Consider the following 26,308-nt stretch of genomic DNA (forward strand, 5'->3'; position numbering starts at 1 on the left):
TGGTGGTCGGAACTCGATGAATTTCGAGAGCTACAGACATTCCGTCCAGAAGTACGCCAGTTTGCGACATCAATTCGGGCGGGCTCCGGCGCGTGCGGGGAGACATGCTTGCGCGCATTCGCCACGCGCCGCGCCCCGTCACGCCCGTTCGAGGACCGACGCTCGGGAGAGCGGGTCGCTCAGCCTGTAGACCCGACTTCGGCATCTCGCCCATGTCATGTCGCGGTCCAGTTGGAGGAGCGGGGAGGTACGCCCGTAGCCTCCCACGCTGATGAACGGATGGTCATGGAAATTTCCGAAGATATGTCGGTACCGCTCGCCGGAGGTGTAACAGACCTCGTCGATGATCCAGTTCGAAATCAGCGGAGCTTGCGACAGTTCATCTTCCGTGGGCGGCGTCCCCGAGGCAATCTGCTCGAGCGTCAGTCGGTAATCTCGCAGGTATTCCTCGGCTGAGCGTCCGTCGGGCATGGCGAATTCCCGGTCGTTCATCGTCCGATCTCCAGCATGGTTTGCTCGGACAGGCTTCTCTGACCCGGCGTCTCGTTCCGCGTGGAAGTGCTTACCGGATCGCCAAGTCGCGCCGAGACCAGCTTGCGGACCTCGAGTGCGCTGACCTGCCCCTTTTCGACCAGCAAGTCCGCCAGCTGATCGAGTTCGGTCCGGTAGTCCCTCAGGACGGCTTCGGTTGTATCGAGAGATGTCTTGAGGCGGGAGTCGACGGCATTCCAGAGCCTGGGGTCCCGCGCGCGAGGCCCCTCCAACGCCCCCAGTGCGCTTTCCATGTCGAGTCCGAGGTTGCGCCCGAAGCCGTAGTAGCGCTCGATGCCCGTCGCGAGGTCGGTGGCGATACAAAGGTCCGAGTCCCGTGCACCACCTCCGCTTGTCGAGTGATGGCCGAAGACGACGCGCTCGGCGGCGATTCCCGCCATGTGAAGTCCGATGCGGGCCATCAGGCTTTCCTCCGTCTCCCAGACACTCTGCCTTCTGCGGTATTCGACATGGCCCAGTGTGCCCGGCGCGTGGCCGAGCGGAACCCGACGCTTGATGACCACCCAGAGCAGTTCGTCGGGACTGGCGACCAGCGTCACGATTGCGTGCCCGGCCTCGTGAATGGCGACCCTGCGGAGTTCCAGGTCCGACAAGGTCCGGCTAGGCTGCAGAGCGGCGAGCAGGTCGTTCTCTTCGAGCCGACGCTCCTCCTTCCTCACTCTGCGGCGTGCGTCACGGGCGACAAGTTCGATGTCGGCCCCGGTGTATCCGACACTCATTTCCTCGAACTGCCGGAGATCGTTGGGAGCGTCAACGCCTCTTAGATGCTGCCGCAGGATGGCGACACGCGCGGCGGCATCGGGAAGCGGAATTCCGATAAGCCTTTCCAGTCGACCGGGTCTCAACAGAGCCGGATCGATAACGTCGGGAAAGTTGGTGGCTGCGACGACCACGACCCCGGACCTGCCGCCCGGCGGATCGAGGCATTCGAGGAGCCCGTTGATGACCTGCCGCTTGTAGTCGAGATTGTCCCCGGCGGTATCGCTGCTGCGATCGCCGAACGCGTCGAATTCGTCGATGAACAGGACACACGGGGCGGTTTTGCGTGCCTGTTCGAACGCGGCCCTCATCGCCTTGAGCATGTCGCCGAGGTGTCCCTTGGCCTGCCACCTGGCCGACGATGTCTCGATGATCGGCACCCCGCACGTCGCGGCGAGGATCCGACCGTAGGTGGTTTTGCCTGTACCGGGGCGGCCATAGAGGACAGCGCCGCGATCGACATCGATCCATTCGATCTTGCCAGCTCGCCACGCGGCGAGGTCTTCCGCGAGCCGGATACCCCACTCGGCCGCCTCCCCGTACCCGTTCACCTCGTGAAGGGTCTTGCCTTCCTTTCCCGGCTGCGGGAGGAGGACGTTTTCTGGGGAGAGGACGTTGTCTCTGGCCATTTGCGCCGCGTCGGCTCGCCTGAGGCGTCCGATAGCGGACCGCATGGTCCTGTTTTCGTTTACCGCCATCCTAACCTTGCTGAACTCAATGCCCGCGAGATACTCGGCGTCCTCTTTCGTCATCCCCTTGAGGCCGACATCCCTCGCGGCGGCAAGGAAATGAGCGGGCCGGGGCGGCTCCAAGATGATCTCGACGTCTGCGATCAGCCTGACGCCGGAATCGAGCTCATCGAGATTGCGGCAGTGGAGGACCGTACGCTTCGCCGCGAATACTTTCCGCAGGGAATTCAAGATCGGGATGTCATCGAGGCACGCGATATACAGACGTTCGTTTCCGTACTCGTCGTAAAGCGCTTCCGACTCCATAAGCTCCATGATCGCCATTTGGAAAAGGTTGCTCTCCGCGTTCAAACCGTCGGGTATCTGCAGAAGAGCCTTGAACCGAGCGTCGGGCTGCCTGAGAAACGGTCTGAGAGCCCTTCTCAGGCTGCACATGATCACCGCGGTCGAAAAGGTACGTCTCGGTCGGGTAGGCGTGATATGTCGTTTGGTCGTCATCGCTGTCTCTCTGAAATCTGGTTGCGAACGCTTGCGATTTCAGAGACGTATTCGGCGCACCGTCGTTTCAGGTCCGAGCAGGGCTTCGTCGAGATCCACCTCGATCAAGCCGGAAAGAATGAGCGCCGCGATCCCGGCGATGGGCTTCGTCTCCTGGATCGCGCCGAGGCACTCGGCGAGCGTCAGGCTGCCGTTCTCGTCGAGCGCAGTCAGAAGGCGAACCCGGTCCCCGAGGCTCGTGCGCCATCTTCCATATTGAAGGAGGTCACGAGCGTTCTGGAGCCGAAAACCTTCATAGACTTCGTCGTGAGAAAGCTGGCGATATTCTCCTGGTAGTCGTTCGCGGAATGTTGTCTCCGATGGTTTCCGGTCCGGAGCATCCAGAAAGTGTTGGCTACCGTCGATGTGAACGACGAGGAAATCAGGCGTCCCCTGTTCCGGATGGCCACCGTGATTGAGGGGCTGGCATTGCCAGGATAACACCGTTTGATCGACATCCAGCAGGCAGCCCACATCGCGTGCCGCTTGGTTGCGAAACAAAACGGTGCCATCGCATTTGACAGTAGGCAAGGGATGGAAGCTTTTGTTTGCGGGTAGCTTCGCCCGCACCGCGTCGGCCGCGGAATGCTCGATGGATCGCATGACTTCCTCAATACAAATAGCCAGTGACGACGGACCGCGGTGCGGCCAGCGGATCAACGTACTCGTATCGAGTGGATCAGCGATTTAAACATGGAGAGAACAATATGGGAACAAACAGTGATGAGTCAATAAATAATTTCGCCTCGTTCACCGTAACTGCATCTCTGGCGGAAATCCGCCAATAGCTCTACAGCCGCCGCGACCAGTCCATCGCGCCACCGGAAACGTTTGATTTGTGGTGTTTTTGCCGTAACACGCCGTCGATCGTGCCGACATGCGATTGGCTGCCGATGAACGTCATGATGACGTTGTCCGCTAGTTTGGTCCACGATTACGCACCTTCACGGATTATAACGGATCGCGGCAGATCTCCGGTAGACTCCCGACGGCGAGAATTCTGCTTCGACACGTGGGCATCGAGTCCCCGAGTGGCTTCCAGTCGGTTGCGTACTCGCTTCCGAATGTCCAGTCGTCGGTCCGAGTGTCCACTGGCGTGATGACCTCTTCGAGATATTCGGAATCGTGCAGAAGCTCGAACGTCGGAAGGAGCTCGTCGCTCCCGTCATCGACTTGATGCCAGTATCCGAGGATGTCAGTGGACGCGAACGCCTCGCCGAGCGTCATTTCGTCCGGTCGATGCGCTGAGCGGTCTACGGTTTTCCCCCTGAAAACTCCCGGCAATCCCTTCAGGGCTTGCTCTCTGGCTCGCAATTCTCCCAAGAGGGTGCCATCGCCGAGTTGTTTGCAGGAAACAGCGGGATTGATGTCACCTCCGGCGTCCATTGACCGCGCTGGCGCGTCGGGGCCGTTGACGTTCGAATAGACGATTGGCAAGCTCTGGTCGCTGACAGGAAACCAGACAACGCCTTCGAGAGCGTACATCCCGCATGGTGACAGGAATTTCCCCGGCGCAAGTTTCAGCTCCGCGTGGCCCCGTAGACTCGCGACATCATCGACGAGCCTTCGCCCACCTCCCCCGAAAAATTCCCTGCCGTCATTGTATCCCTCATTGTCCCAGCCGAAGATTTGGGAAGAATAACGTTGCGTGACGACATTCCCTTCACCCGCAACCAGGTGTACCAAATAGGCTTCGAACCTCGGGTCCTGGTCCGGATCGACGTGATGCCATTTCCCAGAAAGGATCACCGCGACCGTATCCGCCAGCCTCAAGGCCCGTGCCTCCTTGCGGATCGACGTCTTATATTCGTTGATAAGCGAGGCAAGCTGGCCCTCCGGGTGGGATGCGGTGCCGCCGATGTAGCCGTTGATGGTCTTCCCCATCACTTCGATTGCGGCGTCGGGACCCGCGAATACCAACTGACCTTCGTACCAGCGAGTGTCCGGGTATCCGGCATCAACCTCTAGGGCGCGTTTGTATCTGGAGATGCGGTAGAGATGGGACGTCATTCACTGCTTCCTTACAGCCGCGGACGGCCACGGTCGGCCGGACGAACTCCGGGCGACGCCAGCTCTGCGGCGCTTTTCTGGGATAGACCTGCGAGCAGGTAGATAACGAAATCCTGGCCCGGATTTGGAAGGCTGGCAACCCCGAATACGCACAAAGATCAGATCGCTTCAGTCATCGATCAGCGACCTCCCGCATGGCGGGATAGCCGTCTTCCAAAAAGACATCGACGCGGTCGCCCAGCCATCGACGATCACGCGCTCGATCTCGCCGGGATCGCGTTGAGGTCGTCGGATGGGATGGAGATGGACCGGAATTTTCGGCCTGCCCGCCATCTTCGGCGAACTGATCGACTATGAACCCAACGTCTAATGCGTTGCCGAAGCAAGCGTGGTCAGCAGATCGATTTGGTCGTGGCGACTGCAACGAACAGTGCCGCAGACTTCGAGACGAGCCTTGTTAGCCGAAGGCGCCCGTTTCGGTCTGGCATTAAGTGTCCTCCACCCGGTATTCCGCCAGTTGTTGCGCGTGGAGATGTTTTCTTTGGCTGTGTCGGGCCAGCTCGAGCGCTTCGTAGATCGCGTCGATCTGAAAGTCGTTCAAGCCCTGTTGCCGCTTGCGCTCGTGAAGCCAAGAGCGTTGACGTTCGACACGCAATGGGCCGTGACCGATGTCCACGAGGTATGCGAATGCGTCCCGCCAGGGTTCGCCTTCGACCAAGGAGTACTTGAACGTCAACGCGGATCTGGAATCCCACTGAAACTCGGGTGTGAAAAGCGCGATCTGAACCTTCGACGGGCGCGCCTTGATTGCGCGATCTGAAATCATCCACGACGTTTCGCTGAGAGCCGCGCTGATTTCGGCGTCGGCGTCAGTCGCGATCGGCGGATACGCCATCTGAGCTCCGTACGCAGCTTCCTTTGTGCTCTCGTAAGCACTCTGCAGCTTGGCCATCGAGTCGTCGTCGCCGGGTTTCGCCTGCTCCACGGTATCTCGGAAAACCTCGAGCGCATTGTTGAAGGTAGCCTCAACGTTGTCTACCACCACCCCGGCAAGCTCTTGCGGATCGGTAAGCTCTTCCGCTTTATCTCGGTCGAACCCGTCGTGGAGGACAACGCGAGCGGCGCGCATGGAAGGCGCAGGCTCAGAGATACCGATGCCGTTGACCGGCGCTAGCCTGAATGCGGTCATGTGCCGGCGGGCCAAAAACTTCAGTGCCTCGTCCAATGCCTCATCGGCGCTTTCCATTATCTCGGCGGACGCGTGGATATGTCCGTCGATGATGAGATAGAGATACTTCATCAATTCTCGCTCCAAATTAATGCCTGTGACGTCTAAAACCTGATCGGATCCTGTCGCTGCCGCAATCGGAAAACGGCTTGCTCCGTCTGGGGACCGTATCCAGGTTCTATGATTAAAGGGTTGCCGGAATTCGCCTTGTCGGCAACCCCGGCATCGCCGCATTTCCCAGATAAATGTTCTGCGAGAACTTGCGGCCTCGCAAGAAGTTGATTTCATTGAAATGTTTCGATGACTGTTAGTCGCCCGCCGTCGGGTCAGACGGGTAACTGTGTTGAGTTAACCTAGCCGTTTCGTTTCCACACTTCCATGAAACGGTGTTGACAACACGAGACAGTTTTTCGGTCGCCCTGACGCAGCTCCTTCGAAGACAAATAACAAAATTTCACTTTAAGTCTAAGTGATGCTTCAACCCTTGGTCGCCTAAAAAGGTGGCGTCGAGCTCGGACTGGAGTGTACATGCAGCCGGAACCGCACACTATCACCTATGTCATCGGGGACGTCCATGGAATGGACAATCCATTTATTGGGCTGGTCCGGGCCATTGTCGACGACGCCAAGGCCAGATCTGCTCGGCCGAAGTTCGTGTTCCTTGGCAACGTCGCCGGGCGTGGCCCTAATTCGGAGCGTGTGCTGGACGCCATCATCACGCTGCTGGACCGGAACCCGGGCTCATCGCTCGTGTTGGGCAATCAGGAACGCGTTTTCCAAGCGACGCTGCTTGGGGAACTGAACGAGCGCGAGTTCGCGAGATGGATGTTAAATTGCGGTCAACGACGCTTGTGTCTTACGGGATCGATAACATCTCGGTCTCCTACCGCGCTGCGGCGCGCATGATTGTAAAGCGCTATCCACGTCACCTGCAGGCGATGCTGAATTCCGAGCGTCTGTCATCGACGGCGAATATGCTTACGTCAGCGCCGGGGTTCGTCCGGAGCCATCGGCGAGTCCTTTCTAGATCACGAGGAGAAGTTCAATAAAATCATCGTTCACGGTTACACGCAGACCTGGCACCTGTTTCCCGAAGTCTTTGACAATCGCGTCGCGATTAACACGGGCGCTTTCAATTGCGGCCGTCTGACGGCGTTGGTGGTCGAAGACGGGAAGGCGACGCGCTTCCTAATGACCAAACCCCTGTACCCGAAGCAGGTCGAGCATTACGAACTCGACACGTTTAGGGTCCTCCTCGAGCCGGACGTACGGGCGGCCTGACGTTGTTAGAATTTGTGTGATGGATATCCGACGCCGAACTGGTCAAGTCTCCGGGACAGGATGCCGATATCTTTGTCGGAAATCTGGTCGACGAGAAGGACGGTGGCCCGGTCACCATCGGATACGGACGCTATGCGCCAGGCCAGTCGCTCACCGAGACCATGGCCGTCCACGACACCATGATAGTCCTCGTAGGTCGTCTCTCTGTTTCCACGGGCGACGGAACCGTGACGGCAGGCCCTGGCGATATCGTTTACATGCCCAAGGGCGAGGCGGTGACGATTACCACGGAAGGCGAGGGCGCGCCGACGGCCTACGTGACCTATCCGCACTGGGCCGAGGCGCACGAATAAGCCTATCCCCGTGACCATTCAGCTTTCGGCAGGCGGAACAACACCAGTCCGTCCGATGTTCCCTGATTGCTGTAAACGGGAGGACACAACATGAAGATCGAAGACTTCGCAGACAAGAACCAGCGTTCGTATTGGAGCAGTTGTTCTCGGGGTCGCTCAGAGGATGGGTGTCACGCTCGGACGTATAGGCGGCTTCCAGAACAGGTTCACGATCGAAGCCGAAGGTCGCTGGGACGCGTCGGCTAACACCTTGGCGCTGAAGGAAACCTACACGTTCGACGACGGCCATATCGACATCCTGACATGGACGATCATCAAGGGTGGAGAAGGGCAATACGAGGGGCGTGAGACTTTGATCGAGGGGCTCGCCGACGGAGAACAGTCGGGCAATTCCTTCCACTGGCGCTATCATCGCAACGTGCCGAGCGCGGACGGAACGAAGTCCAAATTCGGTTTCAACGACTGGTTCTTCCTGCATGACGACGGCAACCACATGACGGCGCACGCGTCCCTGACCAAGCTCGGGATCGAGTTCGCCACGCTCAATGCGTTTTACGAGCGCGTCGTTTGATCCGGGGTCGCTCTTCTGAATAAGAACCGACTTGCGCGTTCGATATGCAAGTCGGCCCTACCGTCAGAGTTTGACAGAGGCTGGCGGTCCTCGGAAGGCATCAAGGCGCGACGGCGCTTCAAGTCGCACGGGGGCGCCAGTTCGCGCGGACTCGTAGATCGCCTCCATCAGTACGTGGTCCTGCACGCCCTCCTCGCCAGGCGTCCGTGGCTTGCGGTCCTCGATGATGCATGTCGCCATGTGGTCGATCTCGGCGGCAAACTGGTTGTTAAGTGCGATTTCGACTTTCTTCTGCATGGACTTGTCGCCGTCCAGTTCCGTCACAGTCAGGCTCTGGCCCTCGTATTTGTAGGCATTCGCCATGTCCACGGTCGCCTTTTCGAAATTCAGTCGCTGATGCTTGTCGTCACGCGCGCCGTAGCTCGTCAGACAGTTCGCGATGAAGTTCGACGGAAAGCGCAAGGTAAACGAGACAGTTTCCTCGACCTCGGCATATCGGGGATCGTCCGGCGGACTGTACTGCGTCGCCATGACCTCGATCGGTTCTTTGCCCGTCAGAAACCGCGCGGTGTTCAGGCAGTAAAGACCGATGTCGGGAAGCGACCCACCGCCCGCCAGCGCCTTCTTGTGCCGCCACTGTTCGGCTCCGTCCGCGGCGACGGTCTGGACGTTGATGGCCGACATGCCGACTAGGCGGCCGTAAGCTTGGCTCCGGACCTTTTCCGCCAGAAACAGGTTGGCGGCCTCGTACTGGATGCGGTAGGCGATCATCAGCCTTACGTTCTGCTCTTCGCAGACCTTCACCATTTCTCGTCCGTCGGCAGAGCTGACGGACATGGGCTTCTCACAGAGGACGTGCTTGCCAGCCTTCGCGGCCCGTTCCACGTATTCGCGGTGCATGCTGTTTGGCAGCACGACGTAGACGGCCTTGATGTCGGGATTGTCCTTTATGGCATCGAAGTCCTCGTAGTCGTAACAGGCTTCCGGCTTGATGCCGTACTGCTTGGCGACGGCGGATAGCTTTTCCGGGGTTCCGGACACGAGGGCGACCAGCTTAGACTTTTTTGTTTCGGCGAAAGCGGGAAGGATTTCCTCAAGGCTCAAACGGCCGAGCGCCACGACGGCGAAGCCGACGCGTTCCTCGGGTGGCATTGGGGCCGACGGATTGCCACTCGGCGTTTCTTCGGGGCCGCGCCATTCCGGGAACTTGACCTTCCCACCTTCGACAACTCCGGTGTCGACCTTGGTCGGCGCGGGATAGCTTTCAGCACTTGCTGGCGTTGTGGACAGAACCATCCCAGTCGCTCCAGCGGCTCCGAGCTTTAGAAGATTGCGTCTGTTGAATGCGATCGCGTCGTCCATGCCTGTCTCCTCGTGATGTCTCAGGATCGGAAAACCTTACCAGACTCGGTAAAGTTCCCGACGCGCTCCTGATCCGGTTGAGCGGTCCAGGGCGGACTTGATCGAGGTTTCTCTTGGCACCGCACAATTGCTTCGCATCTGTCCGTGCCGTCGGCGCACATCCGGTCGCAGTGGCCAACGACACCGCGGCGTACGCGAGATAACAGGGCGGAAGCCTTGAAGCGCCGGACCACTTCCTTGCGGTCGAGTTCGCCGTAGAGACGGCATGCCCGACATTCTACGACGACCAGGGTGCATTTAAGTGAGCGCAAAGTCGGGTTCGGGTTCATAGTTCTCCTAGTACTTCAAAAAAAAGATAATCGAGCCGGTCACTTAGCGGGATGCGTTAGAGTCCTGATTCATTTCGATTTTCCAGATACGGATAGCTACCGACGACCGAAATGGCGATTCCAGGCGCCTTGACTCTTCTCATTGAACGGAACAGAAAGAGAACGTCAACCACTTTTGGGAATGAATTCCTGCGAAACGCGAACCGAGGAGGTCCGTGAATGAGAACGCATGTCCGGCCTTCGGGCATCATAGACGAGCTTCGAGAGCAGATATCGAAGCTCGAGGGCGGGGCCGCGAGGAAAGCGGAAAGCCTGCCATTCGGTATTCCCGAGATCGACGGCAAGTTGCCAGGCGGCGGGCTGGCCTTCGGCGCGCTCCACGAGTTCGCGGGTGGCGGGTCCGGTACTGTCGACGGCGCGGCCGCGGCCCTGATGGTCGCCGGGATCGCCGCGCGGACCAAGGGCAAAATCCTCTGGTGTCTCAGCAGACCCGACCTGTTCGCCCCGGCAATATCGCAGGCGGGCCTCCATCCCGACCGCGTCATCTACGTGGAAGCCGACAAGGAAGAGGATGTCCTCGCCTCGTTCGAAGAGGGCCTCGCGTTTGGCGGCCTTGGCGCTGTCGTGGGCGAAATCGTCAGGCTGCCGATGGTCATGTCGCGACGGCTCCAACTGGCGGCCGAGAAGTCGGGAACTATGGGTCTCGCACTCAGGCGCTGGCGACGGCAGACGGAAGCGAACGACTACGGCCAACCGACCGCCTCGGTGACCAGATGGCGGATAAGTCAACTGCCATCGGAGGACCTTCCCGTTGCGGGCGTGGGGAGGCCGAGATGGCTGGCGGAGTTGATGAGATCGCGTGCGGGCGAGTGTGCAGAGTTTTGCGTTGGAGCTTGTGATGGCAAGGGTCGTCTCTCTTTATTTCCCCCGATGGCCTACGGACAGGATCAGGAAGGCAGGGTCCGATGGCACACCGCCTCCTGATAAGCCCATGGTCGTGATTTCAAGGTCGGGGTCCAAGAGGTCGGTGTGCGCCGCCGACGATGCCGCGCGCAAGCTCGGTCTCCGTGTCGGAATGCCTGCGAGCAAGGCCCAGGCACTGGTCGCAGACCTTGCCATGTACGATGCCGACCCCGTCGGCGATCTAGCGGCTCTGGACAAGCTGGCCCTCTGGATGCTCCGGCAATACAGCCCTGTCGTGGCTTTGGACGGTGTTGACGGGATCGTCCTCGATACGGAAGGCGCTGATCACCTGCAGGGCGGCGAGGAGATGATGCTCTCCGGCATGGTCAATCGCCTCAGAGGTGTCGGCGTGGTGGCGCGGGCGGCGGTGGCGGATACCTGGGGCGCGGCACACGCGATCGCCAGGCTCACTGCAGCAGAGTGGACGGTCGTTCCCGTGTCGGAGACGGCAAAGGCCGTTCTAGAGCTTCCTATCGTATGTCTGCGGCTCGCTCCCGAAACGATCAACGGCCTGCGGGTTCTCGGCATCGAGAGCGTGGGACAGTTGTCGGCAATGCCCAGAGCGCCGTTGACCCTGCGTTTCGGCCCGGAAGTGGGAAGGCGTTTGGACCAGCTGTTCGGCCGGGTAGCCGAGCCCATCGATCCCATCCGGTCGCCTGAGATCGTCGAGGTGAACCGACTGTTCGCCGAGCCAATCGGGGCGGCGGAGACGATAGCGAAGTACGTCGGTCGCCTGGTGATGGAACTGTGCGCCGACCTGGAGACCCGCGGTCTCGGGGTGCGCCGTGCCGACCTGATCGTCCATCGCGTCGACAACACGATCCAGGCGATCCGCGCTGGCCTCGCAAAACCCGTCCGTGACGACAAGCGCCTGACGCGGTTGCTGACCGACCGCATCGAGAAAATCGACCCGGGGTTCGGTATCGAGAAATTGTCGCTTGTGGCGGTCTGGTCGGAGCCTCTCGAAGAGAGGCAGCAGTCGTCGTCCCTGATCGAGGAATCGGTCGTCGATGTGACCCCCTTGGTCGATGTCCTGGGGAACCGCGGTCAGCGCATCTATCGGATCACCCCCGTCGCCAGCGACGTTCCCGAGCGGAGCTTCAAACGTGTCGGACCCATGTCGGAAGAGGCGGGGATCGACTGGCCATCGAACTGGCCACGTCCGAGCAGGCTGTTCGCGAAGCCGGAAGAGATCGAGGTCATGAACGTCCTTCCTGATAGCCCGCCGCGGACAATGACGTGGCGCGGCAAGCGCCGTCGTATCGTGCGAGGCGACGGCCCGGAGCGCGTATTCGGGGAATGGTGGTTGCGCGACGCCGAACTCCACGCCGTCCGCGACTACTATGTGGTCGAAGACGAGAACGGAGAGCGGTTCTGGGTCTATCGCGCTGGCGATGGCGTAGACACGGCGACGGGATCGCATCGCTGGTTTCTTCACGGGGTTTTCGGATGAGATATGTTGAACTCCAGACGACGACGCATTTCTCGTTCCTGCGCGGAGCGTCCAGCGCAGACGAACTGTTTGCCACGGCGGCGGAACTCGGGATCGAGGACCTGGGCATCGTCGACAGGAATTCGCTGTCCGGGATTGTCAGAGCATGGGAGGCCTCGAAGACCACGGGCGTGCGCCTGATCGTCGGATGTCGTCTGGACCTAACGGACGGGATGGCGATCCTGGTCTATCCCACGGACAGGCCAGCCTACGCACGTCTTTGTCGATTGCTGTCTCTCGGCAAGTCGCGGGGCGGCAAGGCCAAGTGCATTCTCGATTTCAGCGATGTCGCGCTCTATGCCGAGGGCCTGATCGGCATCCTGATCCCGGACGAGGCCGACGATACCTGCGCCATCCAGCTCCGCAAGATGTCCGAGGTCTTCGGTGACCGGGCGTATGTGAGCCTGTGCCTGCGACGGCGACCGAACGACAAGCTCCGCATCCACAACCTTTCGAACATGGCCGTCAGGCATCGCGTCCGCACGGTCGTCACGAACGACGCACTTTTCCACGAACCGGGCCGTCGCCAGCTTCAGGACATCGTCACCTGCATCCGCCACAACAAGACCATCGACGACATCGGGTTCGCCCGCGAGCGCCACGCCGACAGATATCTCAAGCACGCCAAGGAAATGCACCGCCTGTTCGAAGCCTACCCGGAGGCGTTGAATCGAACCCTCGAGATCGCTAAGCGCTGCACCTTCTCCTTGAGCGAACTGGAATACCAGTATCCTTCGGAAGCGATCATTCCAGGTCTTGGTGTCCAGGCGACATTGGAGAAGTTCACTTGGGAGGGCGCGGCGGAGCGATACCCGGAGGGCGTGCCCGAGAGTGTGGTCAAGACAATCCGGCACGAACTCCAGCTCATCGAAACAATGCGGTACGCGCCGTACTTCCTCACCGTCTTCAACATCGTCCGTTTCGCGCGCTCCAAGGGCATCCTGTGCCAGGGGCGTGGGTCGGCCGCCAACAGCGCGGTCTGTTACGTCCTCGGGGTGACGAGCATCGACCCCGAGACCAACGACCTCCTGTTCGAACGCTTCGTCAGCCAGGAAAGAGCCGAGCCGCCGGACATCGATGTCGATTTCGAACACGAGAGGCGCGAAGAGGTCATCCAGTGGATTTACGACACCTACGGTCGGACCAAGGCCGCCCTGTGTTCGGCGGTTACTCGGTACCGGGCCAAGGGAGCGCTCCGTGATGTCGGCAAGGCGCTGGGACTGCCTGAGGACATGATCCGCCAGCTGTCGTCCGGTGTCTGGGGCTGGAGCAAGGAGGGCGTCTCGGAAAAGGAGGTCAAGGACAACAACCTGAATTTGGGCGACCGAAGACTCCGATTAGCGCTGGAGCTTGCGCAGCAGCTGATGGGAGCGCCACGGCATTTGTCCCAGCACCCAGGTGGGTTTGTCCTGACCAACGACCGTCTTGATGAACTCGTGCCGATCGAACCGGCCGCCATGGACCACAGGCAAATCATCGAGTGGGACAAAGACGACGTAGAGGCGCTCCGGATGATGAAAGTCGACATCTTGGCGCTCGGCATGCTGACCTGCATGTCGAAGGCGTTCGCGCTGATCAAGGAGCACAAGAACGATCCGCTGGACCTCGCGAGCGTCAAACAGGAGGACGGCGCGACATATGCGATGATCCGGAAGGCCGACACGCTCGGGACATTCCAGGTCGAGTCGCGGGCGCAAATGGCGATGTTGCCGAGACTGAAGCCGAGGACATTTTACGACTTGGTCATCCAGGTGGCGATCGTTCGGCCCGGCCCTATCCAAGGTGACATGGTCCACCCGTATCTACGTCGACGCGAGGGCAGGGAGCCAGTCGATTACCCGACACCGGAACTTGAAGGCGTGCTCGGCAAAACCCTTGGAGTGCCACTTTTTCAAGAGTCAGCGATGCGGATCGCGATGGTCTGCGCAGGTTTTACCGCTGGTGAGGCCGACCAGCTTCGCAAGTCCATGGCCACCTTTAAATTCACGGGCGGGGTCTCTCGGTTCAAAACGAAGCTCGTCGACGGCATGGTCCGTAACGGCTACACGGCCGAGTTCGCAGAGAAGACGTTTTCACAGCTGGAAGGCTTCGGAAGCTACGGCTTTCCGGAAAGTCATGCGGCGAGCTTTGCCTTGATCGCCTACGCCTCATGCTACGTGAAGTGCCATTTCCCGGATGCTTTCTGCGCCGCCCTGCTGAACTCCCAGCCCATGGGTTTCTACGCCCCAGCTCAGATCGTCGCCGACGCCCGCGCGCATGGGGTCGAGGTGCGCCCTGTCTGTCTCAACGCCAGCCGATGGGACTGCACGCTGGAAGCCATTCCCGGCACGACGCGCCATGCGGTCAGGCTAGGCATGCGGGTCGTCAAGGGGCTGGCCCTGCGCGATGCGGCCCGGATCGTCGTCGCCCGCGCCGACCAGCCGTTCGTGTCGGCCGACGATGTCTGGCGCAGATCGGGAGTGCCGACTGAAGCCTTGGTCCAGTTAGCCGAAGCGGATGGATTTCGGCCGTCGCTGAAGCTCGAGCGCCGTGACGCTTTATGGGCGCTCAAGGCCCTACGGGACGACCCGCTGCCCCTGTTCGCGGCGGCCGCCGAGCGCGAAGCCCAAGTGATCCCAGAAATGGTGGAACCCGAGGTGTCGCTTGTTCCCATGGTCGAGGGCAGGCAGGTCGTGGAGGATTATGGACACACGGGGCTGACCCTGCGCGATCACCCGATGAGCTTCCTGCGGGAGGACCTGAGGCGGAAGAACATCGTCACCTGCGCGGAGGCGGTAGGCCAGCACGACGGCAAATGGCTCTGGACCGCGGGCATCGTGCTGGTGCGTCAAAAACCGGGCAGCGCCAAGGGAACGATGTTCGTGACGCTGGAAGACGAAACAGGTGTTGTCAACGTCGTCATCTGGCCGTCGCTTTTTGAGCGCCAGCGGCGGGTGGTCCTCTCCGCTTCGATGCTTGGGGTGAACGGGAAGATTCAGAAGGAAGGCGATGTCGTTCACCTTGTCGCGCAACGCCTGTTCGATTTCTCGAGCGACCTCGGAAGCCTTGGCGAACGGGATGGGGCGTTCCCACTGCAGAAAGGTCGTGGAGACGAGTTCGCTACAGGCTCGGCAGGATCACCGGATTCCAGGGATCGGCCGAAGCCCGGAGTGCAGGCGAGGGATATCTATATTCAAGACCTCCATATCGACACGCTGAAGGTTAAGTCCCGAAACTTTCAGTGACTGGAAGCAGAACTGTTAACGCCCTGGAAATCGTGGCGAAGTCTATCAAGAGCGCTCACTCGCAAATGCACGGTTCGGCGAGGAACAAAATCCGAGCTTGAGCACTTTATGGCTCAAAATCATCAGGTTATCCTCCATGCGCGAACTTCTCACAGGTCTTCTGCTCGCCTCATGTCTGCTCCCCGTCGGTGCGTTTGGCTTGACGATCGCCTCTGGCCTTTCTGAACCAGACCTTCAGCCAGCTCTCGTCAATATGCAATCCGACGCCCTCTGGACTTCGAATGTCAGGCGCGTTGACACCAGCCAACAGTCATACGAAAGGCTTCCGGCGGTTTTGGCGAACGACACGATGGTGGCTGAGGCACGGCTTCCGCAACGCCAGATTTTGACCGTGGCCGGATCGTCGAAGCACGAATCTCCCGTTGAGCAGAACACGACGTCAAACGTGAACGCGCAACTGCAGGCGGAACTGGCTCATGAATGGTGTGGAGCGAGGTATAAGTCATATGATCCGAGCGACAACACATACCAGCCTTTCGGCGGTGGTAGCCGTCGGGTCTGCATAGCGCCGACGGAAACCACCACGGCTTCGGCCGAACAGGTAACCGCCGAAGGATTTTCTGGTGCTAACAGCGCAGACGTCCGCTGGTGCATGGAGCGGTACAGCTCCTATAGAGTTGAAGACAACACATACCAGCCCTATTCCGGTAGCAGGAAGCAATGTGTCGGTCCAGGTTCACAGTCGGCTAAAAACAGCGTTGAGACCGCGGATAACCGAAGCGTGGTTCAGTTCTGAGCGAATTTAGCTCACGCAAGCTCGCCAGATCATCTCAACAGGCCGTCGCGGCCGAACTCTTCCCATTCGTCAAGGCTCGTGCTGGCATCGTCGGGTTTGGCCCGTGTTGTCGCACTAGCCTTGGCGCTTTGCTTTAGGGAGCGCGTCAGCTTGGCTTTGTAGGCCGCCCGACGGCGGTTTTCGGCCGCGGCGGCTATGTCGTCCTCCCGCCATTCATCGACCGCGCCGCTGTCGAGCAGTTCTTCCACTACCCGTGGATCGAAGACGTGGAACGTGATCTGCCTGGCGCGACCGGCCAACCTTACTGTCCGGGTCCCCGCGCTGGGAAGCCTACCGTCGGCCAACCACCGATGTCGCTCGCCAGGCTTGATGGTCAGGATGTCTTGAATTTCTCGCGGTATGACGGGAAGGGTTTCGATATCCGCCATCGCCGCAGATACGATGCCGACCGCGGCGTTGAATTCGGACCTCGCATCGGCTGCCATGGACAACACGAGTTCGCCCGCCTCGAGAACGATGAGCTTCTTGGATGACTGCGGAAGCCGGGCCCGCATCTCGAGGAGAATCCCGTGGGCGCGTACCGCCGACCCGAGAGTGGCTTTCGACGGCAAGGCCCAGGTCTTCAAGAGCTCAATGTTGTGCGTGTCGCGCTTCGGCATGGTGCAAAGATGGGTTCCCAGGGCATTCAAGTCAACGTGCGACTGGGGCGACGCGGGAGATCGATCAGCCCCTCACTACGGTAAGGTCGGGCGTCTACAGTCCCGCGAACCAGGCCGCATACGGAGTATTCCTAGCGAGATGCCTGTTGTAGTCGGGTTCCCCGTCATCCCACCACACGGGGCCACGCTCTCCGAGAGCGACCTTCGCTTGGTCGACCCGGACGCGAGCTTCCGCCGTCGCGACTTTTTCGCCTTTGGCATCCCGGACTGCTCGGCGAGCCGACATGAGCTCTTTGACCAAGCCCTCACCGATTTCTTCGTCGAGCGCCGGATTGCTTCGCCGCCATAGCCTCCCGCGGACGACGAAGTAGCGGCCGTCGGGCGTATCGGGATAGGCCGTCGCCTTCGTCGCCATGGAGCTATTCCGAGAACAGATCGGTCGCCTGGGTTGGATGGCCGCCCAAACCACCGACGGCGGTGTACCGCGGGAGTACGGTCATCCTGTCAACGGGGAGGGGCCGCTGGAGCGCTTTGGCCTCTTTCCAAGGCGTAGTCATCCAGAGTTCGCACTCCTCCCGCGTCGTCAGTAGAACGGGCATGGCCTTCGGATGGATCGGTCTCACAATCTCGTTGGGGTTCGTCGTCAGGAACGCATAGATGTCGTGTTCGCCCAGTCGCGGCGCTTTGATCGGTCCCCGCGCACCGGTCCACGTCGTATGGATGCCCGCGAGCATGAACAGGGGCTGGTCCTCGTTGACGACGAACCATCGCAGGGGCTTCTTGCCAGTCTCAGGGTCGGCGACTTGTTCGTATTCGCTGAAGGCTGTCGCCGGGACCAGACAACGGTGCTCCACCCCCAGCCACTGTTGCCAATGCGGGATGAACGTCTTGCGGACGTTGGTCACTCCCTTGTCGGGTTTGCCGTCAAGATGTTCCTCGGGGGTCGGCATGCCCCATGTCGACATCGTCAGCTCTCGTTCTCCGTTCCGGTCAACGCGGATTATCGGTCCGACGCGATCGGGATGGACATTCACCGACGGTGGAAGGTTGCCCTCGCGGTAGCGGGTGACGTCGATGAAATCACGGATAGCCTGCTGATTGCTCGTCAAATTGTACAGATTGCACATGCCTGCCTCCCTGTCCGTCAGGAAAGATAGACCTTGCCTCGAGACTATCAACGGCCATAGGGAACCAATGCGCACATCCTTGGTTTCCATGCCGAGATCGTGGCGTGTCAACCGGACATGACGGAGATGGCGAACATGGGGATTTTTCCGGTTTCTTCCCGTGGCCGACGAATTGGCAGTCGAGCGCCCGACCCGTCCGTCGCGATTTCAACCAAGTCTCGCTTCCTATCGCTCGTGAGGTATTCAGCATGATAGACCCTCCTACCCAAAACCCGGGGAATCCCGAGCGAAAGGTCGAGCTCGAACAGACGGTCGATTACGCGGTTCAACTGCTTGTCGAAGAAGCCCATCTGGTCGGGTGGCAGCGCGTAGAGTTTTTGACGGCGGTTATAGACGCGGCGAACGGCCAATTGTCAGCTATTGAAGAGGAGCGTGACCTAAAGGAAGATGGCGTTTCGGGGCCAGAGACCACGGCCTAGAGGAACTTGCTCTCCATGGCACTTCTCGTCAGCTTGTCGGTCTCCAGATTGCATTGCACGGACAGCATGTGGCAGTCGGCGACATCTACAAGCGCGGCTGCGACCTCGCTTTTGTCCCATCCCGCACTTACTGCGAGATCAGCAAGTTGTCGGAATGCGGTTTCGATAGCCTCCTGACAGGTCAAAAAGCGATCAGGGTGTTGGAGGGGTATCCTCGGCGGCGATATATGTTCCATTGCTAAATCAATAGAGTCCGCCAAACTCGCTTCAAGGCCTTCGATATGTTTTTGTAACTTTTCTGGTTGCCGTGCGTTTTGGGCTTACAGGTACATCGATGAAAGCGGGCGTGCATGGACATCTACATTGTCACGCTAACGATCCTCGGGCTCGTGATCCTCCTGACTGCCTGGCTTCCCATGCTGATGCGGCGGCTTCCACTGTCACTCCCCATCGCATGCCTCGCGATCGGCGCACTTCTCGCGTGGTCACCGTTTCCACTTTTGCCTCGCTTCAACCCGCTGGAAAACCGCGACTTCACCGAACGTATGACGGAAATCGTTGTCATCGTCGCGCTAATGGGTGCAGGTCTCAAACTTGATCGACCGATCGGGTGGCGACGTTGGGGAACGACGTGGCGACTCCTCGGGATCGCCATGCCGCTGACTATCGCCGTGTTGGCGCTTCTCGGCTACTGGATACTCGGACTAGGGGTCGCGTCGGCGCTTTTGCTCGGTGCGTCGCTCGCACCCACGGACCCGGTCCTTGCAAGCGATGTCCAGGTTGGCCCGCCCAAGACGGGCGAAGAGGACGAAGTTCGTTTCGCGCTGACGTCCGAGGCGGGTTTGAATGACGGCTTGAGTTTTCCATTCGTCCATCTGGCGATTGCCATGGCGGTGGCGACAAAAGAAGGCAATGACCTGTTCGCTCACTGGGCCATGATCGACATAGTATGGAGGCTTGGCGCGGGCGTCGTCATGGGATGGGCTATGGGCAAGTTGTTCGGCGTGTTCTCGTTCAAGCTTCGTGACATAAGCCTGGCGAAAACGCAGGACGGCTTTGTCGCACTCGGAATGACGTTCACAGTCTACGGATTAACCCAGCTGATCGGCGGATATGGTTTCGTAGCCGTGTTCCTGGCGGCAGTAGCCTTCAGAGCAAGCGAACGTGACGACGATTTCCATGAACAGCTCCACGATTTCGCCGAGCAGATCGAACGCCTGCTGATGATGGTGTTGCTGGTCTGCCTTGGCTCGATCGCTGCCAGCGGGCAACTCCTCGCCGGGATTGACTGGCGCGTGGTGACAGTGGCCGTTCTCGCCATCGCTCTGGTTCGCCCCTTGATCGGATGGCTATCGCTGATCGGCTCGGGACATCCTCCAGGCGAAGCCGTCATCATTGCGGTATTCGGCATCCGAGGGCTCGGATCAATCTACTATCTGGCATACGCGAGCGGCCACGCCGAGTTCGAAAGCGTAGAAACGGTGTGGGCCACGGTGCTGATGATCGTGATAGCGTCGATTGTCGTCCACGGTACCGCCGTCACGCCAACGATGGCTTGGATCGATGGCCGCAGAGCACGGTCGAAGCAAGTTGTGGACAGACCGTCGGTTCATTGACCGCTGGGACAAAAGAGCGATGGCGGAATCGTTTTGGACTCTATCCGGAGGCGTCACCCAGATCATCATTAATCAGAGCGGGCGACTATTTTGAATTCATTGACGGAAGGTTCGTTTCCACCTCGCGGCGCTTCGCGTCCGGCAAGGTCTCGATCCGTTCGCTCCAAAATTGGGATGCTTCCTCTGGCTCATCGTCCCATTTCCTTGTTTCGACTATGTTATCGTCAAGTTTGCCCATTCGTGTTCCGCCAAGCTTGACGTAGTGAGCGGCAAGTTCAGCGGCATCGGTTTCAGGTTCAGCCATTTCGTTCTCCCGGGTTTAAATGATCGAAGGCTGAACCAGCGAGCGTGGCACAAGTTCCGACACCCATGCGCCGAACGCAATGGTTCGGTGAACCGCGACACTCCTCGTCCCCGTTGGTGTTCATCATTCAAAAGCCTGCCACACCTCCTCCCGCGGTAGGCTTTTGAAGGAAGAACAGCGACACGATCGGCACCGGGATTGAGGCTTACTCCATGTTCAATTGAAATCGGTCGCAGAACTCCGTCATCGTTGGTGGGAACAACTGCTGATTCATTCAGTTGGGGCATATCATTAATGGAGGTTTCGATATGCGCGCACTTTGCTGGCACGGAAAAGGTGACGTTCGCGTCGACACTGTTCCCGATCCCAAAATCCAACACTCCCGAGACGCGATCATCAAAATAACATGCTGCGCAATCTGCGGCTCTGACCTGCATCTCCTTGATGGCTACCAGCCAACCATGAAGAGTGGCGATATCCTCGGCCACGAAAACATGGGCGAAGTGATCGAGTTGGGTTCGGACGTCACTAACCTGCAGATCGGCGACCGCGTTGTTGTACCGTTTACGATAAGCTGCGGCGATTGCTGGTTTTGCAAACAGGGGATGTACTCATGCTGTGATACTACGAACCCCAACGCGGAGATCGCACGCAAGGCCATGGGCCACTCCCCGGCAGGACTATTCGGGTTTAGCCATATGCTGGGGGGGTATAGCGGGGGACAGGCTGAGTATCTTCGCGTCCCTATGGCCGATGTCGGGCCAATCAAGGTGCCGGACAGTGTCTCTGATGAGCAGGCGCTTTTTCTATCCGATATTTTCCCCACAGGCTTCATGGCAGCTGAGAATGCGCAAATTCAGCCCGGGGATACGGTGGCCATCTGGGGATGTGGCCCGGTCGGTCAATTCGCAATTCGCTCGGCGCTCATGATGGGAGCGGGCCGCGTGATCGCCATAGACGAAGTGGCCGAACGTCTCGCCATGGCAGAAGCGGGTGGGGCGGAAACGATTAACTTTTCCGAGACGGATGTCTACGACGAACTCATGTCACGCACCGCCAACCGGGGCCCTGATAGCTGCATTGACGCCGTCGGCTGCGAGGCATCAGGCCACGGCTCTGCAGACGCTCTACTGGATAAGGCAAAGGCAGCACTGTATCTCGCAACCGATCGAGTCCATGTGCTGCGGGAAGCCATTATGAGCTGCCGTAAAGGCGGTACGATATCCATTCCAGGCGTTTATGTCGGAATGGGTGACAAAATTCCCATCGGCGCGGCAATGAACAAGGGTCTTACCCTCAAGATGGGACAGACCCATGTACAGAAATACACAAAGCCTCTCCTTGCAAAAATCGAAGCGGGTGAGATTGATCCGAGCTTTGTCGTCACTCACCCCGCCGCTCTGGAAGATGCACCGGAAATGTACAAGAAATTCCGCGATAAAGAGGACGGGGTAATCAAAGTAGTGCTCAGGCCATAGCTCGGGACCAGAGACCGACTGCACTTGAGACAACCTGGCAGCTGCGATGGAATACATCAACGATTAACCGCCTTACGCGCGTTCACTGTGTTCAATCAACCTCAGGACCCTCACAAAGGAGTTATCCATGACCAACATCAAGGCGAGGGGCTTCGACAGGGACAGTGTCGATCAACTCAATGACCACCTGTCCGACATCGCTGAGCCGATAGGCGAAGAAGATGGCGAAACCACAACGCAGGAAGAACAGATCGCGGCACTGCGCGACGAGGTCTACGAGTTGCGCGAACGCGTTAACAGCATTCGAAGGCGGGTAGACGTGGCAGAGGGCCGAACAGAAACCAAAGGTGAGCTCCATCCGTTGGTTCGCATCGCGGCTATGTCGCTGGCCACGGTAGTTCTCGGTCGAATCGTGAAGCGGTTGCGTTTAGGGGCTGCGGGTGTGGCGGCGGTCCCGATGATTGCCGCCCAACTCGATACACGGTAACTTTGACCACTACGCGTCGACGAAACCCTAGCTGTCCCTAACGTGGCCGCTAGCGTCCAAGAACGATGTGCCACGCGGGTAGGCTTGCTCGACCATTTACACGAAATAGCCCCTCTGGACATGTCGAGGAGAAGGTCCATCTAACTATCCGAAACATGAAGAAGGAGAGGGTTAGCATGGCAGACGAAAACCAACTTCGCGAAAAGTTCTGGAAGGCGCTCAAAAGCGACATGACGCTCATGTTGGGTCTGTCGGGTGTGGATGAAAGCCATACCCGTCCTATGACAGCACAAGTTGAAAACGATCATGGACCGATTTGGTTTTTCACTTCCACAGATTCTGAACTGGTGAGGCAGGTTCAGGGCGGTGGCCGTGCCGTGGCGACATTTGCTTCGAAAGGTCATGACGTGTTCGCCGCTATCCACGGCGCACTCATCGTCGATAATGATCGGGCGGTAGTCGATCGCCTGTGGAACCGTTACATCGCCGCATGGTATGAAGGCGGCAAGGACGATCCAAAGCTGGTTCTTCTGCGCCTGGACGCAGAGCACGCCGAAATCTGGAAGGATGGATCGAGTCTTTGGGCGGGTATCAAGATGCTGCTGGGGTCAGACCCAAAGCAGGACTACAAGGACAACGTTGCTGACGTAACGCTGTAGCACGAGCTAAGCGCTCAGGTACCGGGTTCGAGCCCGGGTCGGGCGCTTCTTTGCCTGATCGGACAGCTGTCGATACTGTCCTGCAACAAAATTGATCACTGGAGTGCCCAGCGAGAGCCGTGCGATCAAGACAGTGCCGCTCTTTTGCAGCAAGCGACGTTAACACATCACTAGCTTGGGTCGGATGGCCGCGTTGCCATCCGAGCGTGTGCGCCTCCTCTACAAGAAGCTGCACCGCCAAATCCACGCTTGGCCTGCAGCGTCGACTGATCAGCCTCCGACTTCTTAGATCGTTATTTCGTCAGCGACATCCCGTAGGCCTTTGAACGGGGGGCGGAGTTTTCCGTCGGCCGTCCACGCGCGGTATTCGATTTTGGCAGCAATGACTGGCTCGACGTACACAGCAGACTTCGTCTTCATGCGGACTGTCGGTCGCTTTTTGGCGATCGCGTCGAGCTTTGTGCTGACTTGGCGCGCGACCGCATTCGAAAAGCCGTTTCGACGTTTCCGATGTAGACCAGATCGTCGCCCCTTGCGCGCGGCTAGCGATCCGAGGTTTTTCTTTGCCATGAACGCAAGGAAAACATGGAAACGTTAAAGAACGGCCGGCTCCTGTTTCGCCCGTCACGGAACTTCGTGAATCCAGCAGAGTTATCGGTGATCATTCCAACCAGGGAGGCTCAAAATGGCAACGACAACACGCGGGCGCAATCAAGACAGGGCACGGGTCGCCGCAGGGCAGGACCACGAAGTCGCATACGAGGCTAAGAAGGAGGGCGTGTCCAAAAGCGAGGTCAAGGATGCCGTCAAGCAAGCTGGCAATAGCCGAGCCAAGGTCGAGGACAAGCTGAAGAAATGAGAGACGGCAAGGCCAGCGGTGTTGACCAGCAGAAGCATCAGGGCCCCCGTGTGTCGCCGATGCGCGAAGTCCAGCGAGCCGAAGTGTCGTTGATGCTGACCAAGCATAGCGGCCTCAGGGCGGAGGCAGAGATCACGAACCGTGGACTGCTGTCGGTAGGGGCGCTGGTTTCTTCGATCCTGCTTTCGACGGCTGTCCTGGTCCATGTGGCGGTGCTCGCTGGCCGTCGAAGGCGGTAGCGGTTGGTTTCGACGTTGCGGCCTTTATCCGTTGGACGGCTGGTTCGATCTGACCATGTTCTCCAGCGGCGAGTCATTCAGGCGCGGACTCGGCTGGGCCAAAACTAAAAGTTGACCTGCGCCTGTAATTCCGCTATCAGTGGTTTATCGATATTTTGCTTGCTGAACTTTGGTTGCCGCGCGATTAGCACCGCGCCTGAACGAACTTCCCTCTCAAAAACAATCGCTATCACCATCCGCCCCGCTTCGGCTTGGCGGTCGTTTAACATTGCTTTGAAAGGGTTCATCATGACCACAGGCACAGTAAAATGGTTCAATTCCACTAAGGGCTTCGGCTTCATCCAGCCTGACAACGGCGGCGAAGACGCCTTCGTTCACGTTTCGGCCGTCGAGCGCGCAGGAATGCGCGAAATCGTCGAAGGTCAGAAGCTCAGCTACGAACTGGAGCGCGACAAGAAGTCGGGCAAGATGTCGGCCACCAATCTTCAGGCCGCGTAATTTGAACTGCTCGCGCTTTGACCACGGATGTACTGGCACTGCGTCGAGTTAGTTTTTTGGAAGGCCGGGCTTATGTCCGGCCTTTTCCGTTTCTCAGTCCAAAGCGATCGGAGGACCAATGTCCGTCAGCAAATCCCGTGAACATGCCGAAGTCGCATTCGGCCACCTGCAGTCCCAGTTCTTCGCGCGCGGAAACGCGGTAGAGGAGATGGATCACGTGACGAAGTCCCGTGAAGAGAAGACATCCCGACTACGTGAGGCTCGGCTCGCCAAGGAGGAACAAGACCGTCTGAGCGCCTCGACAAAACCTGCCGTGAAAACGCGTAAGAGGGCCTGATAATGACCAAGGACCATAGCTTCGATCATGCCGACTGGTCGTCCGACGAACTTCGAGGCGCGCTCGAGGCGGCAGGAGTCGCGTTATGGTCCTGGCAGGTCGATACCGACGCTCTCATCATGGATAGTCATGGCTACACGCTTTGGGATGTCTCGAAAGCGCAACCGCTCACGTTCGAGCGCCTGTCAGACAAGATACACCCCGCCGACCGGGACAGGGTGCGGGCGGCGTTTACCGCTACCCGAGGCGTTGTCGGACCCTATGAGGTCGATTTCCGCATCATCATCGGCGCCGATGTCCACTGGATTTCCGCACGGGGACGTGGCAACGACGCGGGCATCAAGGACCGGAAGATGACAGGCATTTTTCTGGATGTCACGGGTCGGAAAAACGCCGAGGAGAGCCACGAGCTTCTTGCAGGCGAGATGAGCCATCGGGTTAAGAACCTTCTGGCGATCGCCTCGGGCCTAACGCAGATCACGTCGCGGTCTTCAGAGTCCGTGGAAATCATGACCAAACAACTCACCGGCCGTCTGACCGCGCTCGGGCGCGCGCATGACCTCGTGCGGCCATTGCCGAACGGGCAGGGCAACGCGGCGCTCCTTGGCGACATCATTACCGTCTTGCTGGCACCCTATGACGACGAGGGCGCCTTTGCGGGCAGGGTACGGGTCGCCGTCCCGAGGCTCGGTGTCGGCGAAACGGCGGCGACAGGCCTGGCACTCGTCATCCACGAGCTCGCGACCAACGCGTTGAAATACGGCGCGCTGTCCGTGCCCGAAGGAACTCTCGACGTATCTGGCTCCGTTGTCGGCGACGATGTCGTGATACAATGGACCGAACGCGGCGGACCTGATGTGAAAAAGCCGGAGGGCGCTGGCGGCTACGGAAGCAAGCTTCTGCACAGAACTCTGGCCGGTCACCTGGGCGGCAGTCTCGAGCACGACTGGTCGAAAGAGGGTCTGCTCGTAAAGATGCGGATCGACGGAAATAGATTGTCTTCCTAGTCAGTTCCTTGTCACGACAGCGCTTTGAACCGCTTCACGATGCGATCGAGGTCGTATGGCTTTGACAGGAATTCTGCGGACGGCGGAAGTTCGATCTCGTCCGACCTGACACGCCCCGATGCGACGATGATCCTGGCTTCCGGAAAGCGGGCCGCCACTTCCTGCGCGAGGTCGACACCCGTGTGCTGGCCTGGCATCTGGATATCCGTGAAGAGGAAATGGATTGTCTGCTCTTCGATGATGTTCATTGCCTCATCGGCTGTGCCGGCTTCGATCACGACGAACCCGGCTTCTTCCAACGCGTCGATCACGGTCATTCGAATAAGGACCTCGTCGTCCACCACAAGCACTTTTCGCATGACCCACTCCCAGATTTTTTTATTAACTCCCGCCCGGCAATCAACGTTCCTCGT

30 protein-coding genes are annotated in these 26,308 nt (G+C 59.2%); 16 read left to right on the forward strand and 14 right to left on the reverse strand.

All coding sequences use genetic code 11. From position 1 onward, the window contains the following. Nucleotides 1–138: 138 nt before the first annotated feature. From PYR65_RS04455 to PYR65_RS04475, 5 genes are all read right to left on the reverse strand, one after another. Nucleotides 139–492 (reverse strand): DUF6634 family protein, encoded by a 354-nt coding sequence (locus PYR65_RS04455; protein WP_276120054.1) that lies wholly within the window; start codon nucleotides 490–492, stop codon nucleotides 139–141. After that, the gene (locus tag PYR65_RS04460; protein WP_276120055.1) at nucleotides 489–2,498 is read right to left on the reverse strand and encodes an AAA family ATPase; all 2,010 of its coding nucleotides are present in this window, start codon (nucleotides 2,496–2,498) and stop codon (nucleotides 489–491) included. Before PYR65_RS04460 ends, PYR65_RS04455 begins: the two co-directional genes overlap by 4 nt. A 39-nt stretch (nucleotides 2,499–2,537) precedes the next feature. Continuing rightward, nucleotides 2,538–3,140: a hypothetical protein gene (locus PYR65_RS04465; protein ID WP_276120056.1), complete on the reverse strand. Its 603-nt coding sequence runs from the start codon at nucleotides 3,138–3,140 to the stop codon at nucleotides 2,538–2,540. Between the two features lie 348 nt (nucleotides 3,141–3,488). Continuing rightward, nucleotides 3,489–4,547, reverse strand: coding sequence for a hypothetical protein (locus PYR65_RS04470; RefSeq protein ID WP_276120057.1), 1,059 nt, complete (start codon nucleotides 4,545–4,547; stop codon nucleotides 3,489–3,491). Nucleotides 4,548–5,034: 487 nt separating this feature from the next. Then, the gene (locus PYR65_RS04475; RefSeq protein WP_276120058.1) at nucleotides 5,035–5,847 is read right to left on the reverse strand and encodes a hypothetical protein; all 813 of its coding nucleotides are present in this window, start codon (nucleotides 5,845–5,847) and stop codon (nucleotides 5,035–5,037) included. 456 nt (nucleotides 5,848–6,303) lie between these two features. Between PYR65_RS04475 and PYR65_RS04480 the strand changes: the two genes are divergently transcribed. The 3 genes from PYR65_RS04480 (at nucleotide 6,304) to PYR65_RS04490 (ending at nucleotide 7,980) form a co-directional block, all read left to right on the forward strand. Further along, complete coding sequence (locus tag PYR65_RS04480; protein WP_276120059.1) at nucleotides 6,304–6,681, forward strand: metallophosphoesterase family protein; 378 nt, start codon at nucleotides 6,304–6,306, stop codon at nucleotides 6,679–6,681. Between the two features lie 398 nt (nucleotides 6,682–7,079). Then, nucleotides 7,080–7,409 (forward strand): ethanolamine utilization protein, encoded by a 330-nt coding sequence (locus PYR65_RS04485; RefSeq protein ID WP_276120965.1) that lies wholly within the window; start codon nucleotides 7,080–7,082, stop codon nucleotides 7,407–7,409. A gap of 163 nt (nucleotides 7,410–7,572) precedes the next feature. Then, a complete protein-coding gene (locus tag PYR65_RS04490; RefSeq protein ID WP_276120060.1) occupies nucleotides 7,573–7,980 on the forward strand; it encodes a DUF3833 family protein in 408 nt (135 codons plus the stop codon). 63 nt (nucleotides 7,981–8,043) lie between these two features. On the opposite strand, the gene PYR65_RS04495 is transcribed toward PYR65_RS04490, so the two are convergent. Further along, nucleotides 8,044–9,342, reverse strand: a complete 1,299-nt coding sequence (locus PYR65_RS04495) for a Gfo/Idh/MocA family protein (protein WP_276120061.1) — start codon at nucleotides 9,340–9,342, stop codon at nucleotides 8,044–8,046. Between the two features lie 548 nt (nucleotides 9,343–9,890). Between PYR65_RS04495 and PYR65_RS04500 the strand changes: the two genes are divergently transcribed. The 4 genes from PYR65_RS04500 to PYR65_RS04515 all read left to right on the forward strand — a co-directional run bounded on the left by PYR65_RS04500 (nucleotide 9,891) and on the right by PYR65_RS04515 (nucleotide 16,146). Further along, the gene (locus tag PYR65_RS04500; RefSeq protein WP_276120062.1) at nucleotides 9,891–10,655 is read left to right on the forward strand and encodes an ImuA family protein; all 765 of its coding nucleotides are present in this window, start codon (nucleotides 9,891–9,893) and stop codon (nucleotides 10,653–10,655) included. Further along, the gene (locus PYR65_RS04505) at nucleotides 10,570–12,087 is read left to right on the forward strand and encodes a Y-family DNA polymerase (protein ID WP_276120063.1); all 1,518 of its coding nucleotides are present in this window, start codon (nucleotides 10,570–10,572) and stop codon (nucleotides 12,085–12,087) included. Before PYR65_RS04500 ends, PYR65_RS04505 begins: the two co-directional genes overlap by 86 nt. After that, nucleotides 12,084–15,350 (forward strand): error-prone DNA polymerase, encoded by a 3,267-nt coding sequence (locus PYR65_RS04510; protein WP_276120064.1) that lies wholly within the window; start codon nucleotides 12,084–12,086, stop codon nucleotides 15,348–15,350. Before PYR65_RS04505 ends, PYR65_RS04510 begins: the two co-directional genes overlap by 4 nt. 136 nt (nucleotides 15,351–15,486) lie before the next feature. After that, nucleotides 15,487–16,146: a BA14K family protein gene (locus PYR65_RS04515; protein ID WP_276120065.1), complete on the forward strand. Its 660-nt coding sequence runs from the start codon at nucleotides 15,487–15,489 to the stop codon at nucleotides 16,144–16,146. Nucleotides 16,147–16,175: 29 nt separating this feature from the next. On the opposite strand, the gene PYR65_RS04520 is transcribed toward PYR65_RS04515, so the two are convergent. The 4 genes from PYR65_RS04520 to PYR65_RS04535 all read right to left on the reverse strand — a co-directional run bounded on the left by PYR65_RS04520 (nucleotide 16,176) and on the right by PYR65_RS04535 (nucleotide 18,342). Beyond that, nucleotides 16,176–16,805 (reverse strand): hypothetical protein, encoded by a 630-nt coding sequence (locus PYR65_RS04520; protein ID WP_276120066.1) that lies wholly within the window; start codon nucleotides 16,803–16,805, stop codon nucleotides 16,176–16,178. 94 nt (nucleotides 16,806–16,899) lie between these two features. After that, on the reverse strand, nucleotides 16,900–17,220 hold the full coding sequence (locus PYR65_RS04525) for a hypothetical protein (protein WP_276120067.1): 321 nt from the start codon (nucleotides 17,218–17,220) through the stop codon (nucleotides 16,900–16,902). Nucleotides 17,221–17,224: 4 nt separating this feature from the next. Continuing rightward, complete coding sequence (locus PYR65_RS04530) at nucleotides 17,225–17,932, reverse strand: SOS response-associated peptidase (RefSeq protein WP_276120068.1); 708 nt, start codon at nucleotides 17,930–17,932, stop codon at nucleotides 17,225–17,227. 107 nt (nucleotides 17,933–18,039) lie between these two features. Further along, nucleotides 18,040–18,342 carry a hypothetical protein gene (locus PYR65_RS04535; RefSeq protein WP_276120069.1) on the reverse strand — a complete coding sequence of 101 codons (303 nt, stop codon included), beginning with the start codon at nucleotides 18,340–18,342 and terminating at the stop codon, nucleotides 18,040–18,042. Nucleotides 18,343–18,761: 419 nt separating this feature from the next. Between PYR65_RS04535 and PYR65_RS04540 the strand changes: the two genes are divergently transcribed. After that, complete coding sequence (locus PYR65_RS04540) at nucleotides 18,762–20,027, forward strand: cation:proton antiporter (RefSeq protein ID WP_276120070.1); 1,266 nt, start codon at nucleotides 18,762–18,764, stop codon at nucleotides 20,025–20,027. An 85-nt stretch (nucleotides 20,028–20,112) separates the two neighbouring features. Here PYR65_RS04540 and PYR65_RS04545 read toward each other — a convergent pair whose 3' ends face one another. Then, nucleotides 20,113–20,331, reverse strand: a complete 219-nt coding sequence (locus tag PYR65_RS04545) for a hypothetical protein (protein ID WP_276120071.1) — start codon at nucleotides 20,329–20,331, stop codon at nucleotides 20,113–20,115. A gap of 308 nt (nucleotides 20,332–20,639) precedes the next feature. Here PYR65_RS04545 and PYR65_RS04550 point away from each other — a divergent pair, with 308 nt between their 5' ends. The 3 genes from PYR65_RS04550 (at nucleotide 20,640) to PYR65_RS04560 (ending at nucleotide 22,955) form a co-directional block, all read left to right on the forward strand. Continuing rightward, the gene (locus PYR65_RS04550) at nucleotides 20,640–21,809 is read left to right on the forward strand and encodes a zinc-dependent alcohol dehydrogenase (RefSeq protein ID WP_276120072.1); all 1,170 of its coding nucleotides are present in this window, start codon (nucleotides 20,640–20,642) and stop codon (nucleotides 21,807–21,809) included. A 127-nt stretch (nucleotides 21,810–21,936) separates the two neighbouring features. Continuing rightward, nucleotides 21,937–22,296: a hypothetical protein gene (locus tag PYR65_RS04555; RefSeq protein ID WP_276120073.1), complete on the forward strand. Its 360-nt coding sequence runs from the start codon at nucleotides 21,937–21,939 to the stop codon at nucleotides 22,294–22,296. 176 nt (nucleotides 22,297–22,472) lie between these two features. Next, nucleotides 22,473–22,955, forward strand: a complete 483-nt coding sequence (locus PYR65_RS04560; protein WP_276120074.1) for a pyridoxamine 5'-phosphate oxidase family protein — start codon at nucleotides 22,473–22,475, stop codon at nucleotides 22,953–22,955. A 285-nt stretch (nucleotides 22,956–23,240) separates the two neighbouring features. On the opposite strand, the gene PYR65_RS30565 is transcribed toward PYR65_RS04560, so the two are convergent. Further along, nucleotides 23,241–23,525, reverse strand: coding sequence for an ATP dependent DNA ligase (locus PYR65_RS30565; RefSeq protein ID WP_407951275.1), 285 nt, complete (start codon nucleotides 23,523–23,525; stop codon nucleotides 23,241–23,243). A 115-nt stretch (nucleotides 23,526–23,640) separates the two neighbouring features. Between PYR65_RS30565 and PYR65_RS04565 the strand changes: the two genes are divergently transcribed. Both PYR65_RS04565 and PYR65_RS04570 read left to right on the forward strand, forming a co-directional pair. Continuing rightward, complete coding sequence (locus PYR65_RS04565) at nucleotides 23,641–23,814, forward strand: DUF3606 domain-containing protein (protein ID WP_276120075.1); 174 nt, start codon at nucleotides 23,641–23,643, stop codon at nucleotides 23,812–23,814. Next, nucleotides 23,811–24,053, forward strand: coding sequence for a hypothetical protein (locus tag PYR65_RS04570; protein WP_276120076.1), 243 nt, complete (start codon nucleotides 23,811–23,813; stop codon nucleotides 24,051–24,053). Before PYR65_RS04565 ends, PYR65_RS04570 begins: the two co-directional genes overlap by 4 nt. Before the next feature lie 104 nt (nucleotides 24,054–24,157). Here PYR65_RS04570 and PYR65_RS04575 read toward each other — a convergent pair whose 3' ends face one another. After that, nucleotides 24,158–24,343 carry a hypothetical protein gene (locus PYR65_RS04575; protein ID WP_276120077.1) on the reverse strand — a complete coding sequence of 62 codons (186 nt, stop codon included), beginning with the start codon at nucleotides 24,341–24,343 and terminating at the stop codon, nucleotides 24,158–24,160. Between PYR65_RS04575 and PYR65_RS04580 the strand changes: the two genes are divergently transcribed. The 3 genes from PYR65_RS04580 (at nucleotide 24,342) to PYR65_RS04590 (ending at nucleotide 25,895) form a co-directional block, all read left to right on the forward strand. Then, a complete protein-coding gene (locus tag PYR65_RS04580; RefSeq protein ID WP_060637088.1) occupies nucleotides 24,342–24,551 on the forward strand; it encodes a cold-shock protein in 210 nt (69 codons plus the stop codon). The genes PYR65_RS04575 and PYR65_RS04580 overlap by 2 nt on opposite strands. Nucleotides 24,552–24,669: 118 nt before the next feature. Next, entirely contained in the window at nucleotides 24,670–24,888 is a 219-nt protein-coding gene (locus tag PYR65_RS04585; RefSeq protein ID WP_276120078.1) for a hypothetical protein, read from the forward strand. Between the two features lie 2 nt (nucleotides 24,889–24,890). Further along, nucleotides 24,891–25,895, forward strand: a complete 1,005-nt coding sequence (locus PYR65_RS04590; RefSeq protein WP_276120079.1) for a sensor histidine kinase — start codon at nucleotides 24,891–24,893, stop codon at nucleotides 25,893–25,895. An 11-nt stretch (nucleotides 25,896–25,906) separates the two neighbouring features. Here the strand turns inward: PYR65_RS04590 and PYR65_RS04595 are convergent, their stop codons facing one another. Further along, entirely contained in the window at nucleotides 25,907–26,254 is a 348-nt protein-coding gene (locus tag PYR65_RS04595; protein WP_276120080.1) for a response regulator, read from the reverse strand. Nucleotides 26,255–26,308: the final 54 nt, after the last annotated feature.

Origin of the sequence: Pararhizobium qamdonense, assembly GCF_029277445.1 — a bacterium.
In the GTDB taxonomy this organism is placed as follows: domain Bacteria; phylum Pseudomonadota; class Alphaproteobacteria; order Rhizobiales; family Rhizobiaceae; genus Pararhizobium; species Pararhizobium qamdonense.